This is a genomic window from Microbacterium sp. zg.Y909 (genome assembly GCF_024626565.1).
Window position 1 is genome coordinate 1 of record NZ_JANJFJ010000442.1, and the last position, 3,379, is coordinate 3,379.

The window sequence follows — 3,379 nt, forward strand, 5'->3', positions numbered from 1 at the left end:
CGGTCGAGGTCGGATGCCACCGACGACGGGGTGCGGAACTGCTCGCCCGACGGACGGATGGCCTCGTGCGCCTCCTGGGCGTTGCGGCTCTTGCTGCGGTAGACGCGGGGCTGGTCGGGCACGGCGCGGTCGCCGTACAGCGACACGGCCTGTGCGCGGGCCGCTTCGATGGCCTGAGTGCTCAGTGCCGTCGAATCGGTACGCATATAGGTGATGTAGCCCTTCTCGTAGAGACGCTGGGCGACGCTCATGGCGTGCTTGGCGCTCATCGAGAGCTTGCGGCCGGCTTCCTGCTGCATGGTCGACGTCGTGAACGGCGCCTTGGGGCTGCGCGTGCCGGGCTTGGCCTCGACGGCGGTGACGGATGCCGTGCCCTTCGCGGCGATCGCATCGGCCAGTTCCCGGGCCTGCTGCTCGTCGAAGACGATGACGGCCTTCTTCAGCTCGCCCTTGTCGTCGAAGTCGGTGCCGCGGGCCAGCGGCAGACCGTCGACGCGGGCCAGGCGCGTGCCGAAGCTCGCGGCATCCTTCGCCGCCGTCGCCTCGACGTCCCAGTACGACGCGGAGACGAACGCCATGCGCTCGCGCTCGCGCTCGACGACCATGCGGGTGGCGGCGGACTGCACGCGGCCGGCGCTGAGCGCCTGGCCCTCGCGGCCGCTGCCGATCTTGCGCCAGAGCACGGGCGAGACGTCCCAGCCGTAGAGGCGATCGAGCACGCGGCGGGTCTCCTGCGCGTCGACGAGCGCGTGGTCGAGCTCACGGGTGTTCTCGGCCGCCGCCTGGATGGCGTCCTTGGTGATCTCGTGGAACACCATGCGCTTGACCGGCACCTTGGGCTTGAGCACCTCGAGGAGGTGCCACGCGATGGCCTCGCCCTCGCGGTCCTCATCAGTGGCGAGCAGCACTTCGGCGGCACCCTTCAGCGCCCGCTTCAGCTCGGCGACCGTCTTGGTCTTGCGGTCGTTGACGACGTAGAGCGGATCGAAGTCGTTGTCGACGTCGATCGAGTACTTGCCGTAGGCGGCCTTCTTGTCCGCCGGGATGTCCTTCTTATCCGCGAGATCGCGGATATGGCCCACCGAGCTCAGCACCTCGTAGTCATCGCCCAGGTATCCCTGGATCGACTTCATCTTCGTCGGGGACTCGACGATGACGAGCTTCTTGCCCTGTGCCACGGTGGCCGCCTTTCTATCCGTGCACACCATACACACCGGCGAGCAGAGCAGAACCTGAGTACGCTCAACCCTCAGTACCCTCATATCCGGGTGCGGGGTGCGGGCGGGGCGGATGCCGCGGCATCCACCCCACCCTCAGCTCACTCCGCTGCGCGACCCTTCGCCCGGACGGCCAGCATCAGCAGCAGCCCGAGACCGATCACGCCCGAAGCCACCGCGAGCAGCGGCATCGGCGCATCGGCTCCCGTCTTCGCCAGCGCGTCGCCTCCCGACGGCCACACCGCGCCACCGGACGGCGACACCGCGCCACCGGGCGGCGACACCGCGCCACCGGACGGCGACACCGTGCCACCGGACGGCGACACCGCGCCACCGGGCACGGCCTGGACCGGCTCCACGGTGTTGGTCAGTCTGGCCTCCGTCACTGCCCCCGGCGCGATGGTCACCGTCACCGGGTCATCAGCGACGACGCGTACCGAACCGTTCGCGCCCGACTCCCGCTCCGCCACGGTGCACTCCGTACCGGCGGGCAGGTTGCCGAACGTCTGCGCGTACTCCCCGGCGCCCGCGCCGGCGGGGATGTCGAACGTCTCGGCCAGCCCGTTGTCGCAGGTGGCCGACAGGGAGATGGCGGACTGCTGCCCGGCTGCCGTGCCGTCGATGACCTTCACCAGGTTCAGCGAGCCCGCGTTGAATTCGACGGTGTTGGTCACCGTCAGCGCGATGCCCGCCTCGGCCATCGTGCCCGGCTCCGGGAGGTCGCTGGTGACACCCACCTCGGAGGTCGCGCCCGTGAGCGGTTCTGTGACGGTGCACGTCTTGCCGACGGGGATGCCGCGGAACGTGTAGGTCTGGGTCGTGCTGGTCCCCGCGGGAATGTCCTGCGTGAACGTGTACCCCTCGCCGCAGTCGATCACCAGCTGGGCCGCGCCCTGCTGGCCCACCGCCGCACCGGCGAACGCCTTGTTGACGGTGAGGTCACCGGTGGTGAAGAACTCCGCCGTCGCGGTCGCGACGGCATCCAACTGCGCCGTGTCGGCGAGGACCATCGGCTGCGCGGTGCTGTAGGACGGGGTGTTGCCGTCGTAGAGGTAGATGTTGCCGCGCTGCACGGTCACGGTGGCTCGTGCGCTCAGGACGGTTTCGGCGCCCGTCACCCCTGGCCCGGTGATCCAGATGGATGTCCCCGAGGGGACGCCGCTCGCGTTCGGGATCGGCGTCGAGGCGGCGGCGTCGCTGTACATCGTGTAGCCGTCCGGCACGCTCACGGTCACCGCCGCGGCGCCCCCGGCCGTGACGACGTAGGGGCCCGCCGCGCTCCCCGCCGGGGCGGAGACGGATGCCGGGCTGATCGCCACGGGCGCCTCGGGTTCTGCCACCGGGCCGTTGGCCTGGGCCGCCGCGATGATCGCCGCGGTGGCTGCGCGCACGACATCGTTCTCGTCCCCCAGCACGAGCCCGTCCGTGAAGTACCAGATCGCCGACTGGGTGGCCGCCGCCTGCTCGTCGGGCGTCAGCCCCACCGGCGCTTGGACCGCCGGGTAGTAGTTGTTGAGGATGTAGGTGACGTAACCGATGTTCGGCACGGTCGCCTCCGACCACTTCCCCGACTGGTAGCCGATGCCGACGGCCGTGGGGGTGCGCGCGGCGATGCAGTACATCTCGCCGGTGCGGGACGGGTCATCCACCGACGCGGTCGTGATGATGCCGATGAACCCCGATCGGGTGGTGTAATCGGCCGGTGGGCTGTCGGGATACGGGATTGCGGGATCGGGCACGATGGCCGTGGGCGGCAGATGACCCGTAAGCCTCAGGCCCTCGGAGACGCCGGTGATGACGATCTCGGTGTTCGGTCCGATTCTCGCGTCGGCCACCGGTGTCGCGTCGTCGATGCTCGCATGTGCGGGCATCAGCGGTGTCACCGCCAGGGCTGCTGCAGCAAGCGTGCCGAGAAGTGCGAGCAAACCGGCTTTCCGATGGCCTGCGCGCCCAGGGGAAGAGAATGGTGAGTTCATGATTGCCTTCCGATATGTGTCGCAACGCGGCGGTTGTGTTCACGCCGCGCCCCGCCGGTGATCGGGCCGAATGTCGCTGACGGTGGGCACCACCGCGGGAGACGCGGCGACAGGATAACCACGCGGCCGATCACCGATCCTCTGAGGACGGCCGGGAAAAACCGGCGACCTCGCTGCGGGGGTGGG

Annotated in this window: 2 protein-coding genes; both read right to left on the bottom strand. The window is 69.6% G+C overall.

What is annotated here, in order from left to right:
* Positions 1–1,178, bottom strand: a 1,178-nt coding sequence (topA, locus tag NQ160_RS20960; RefSeq protein ID WP_257517014.1) for a type I DNA topoisomerase, incomplete at its 3' end; no start/stop codon positions are given.
* A gap of 140 nt (positions 1,179–1,318) precedes the next feature.
* Positions 1,319–3,142, bottom strand: coding sequence for a thioester domain-containing protein (locus NQ160_RS20965; protein WP_257517015.1), 1,824 nt, complete (start codon positions 3,140–3,142; stop codon positions 1,319–1,321).
* Between the last annotated feature and the right edge of the window lie 237 nt (positions 3,143–3,379).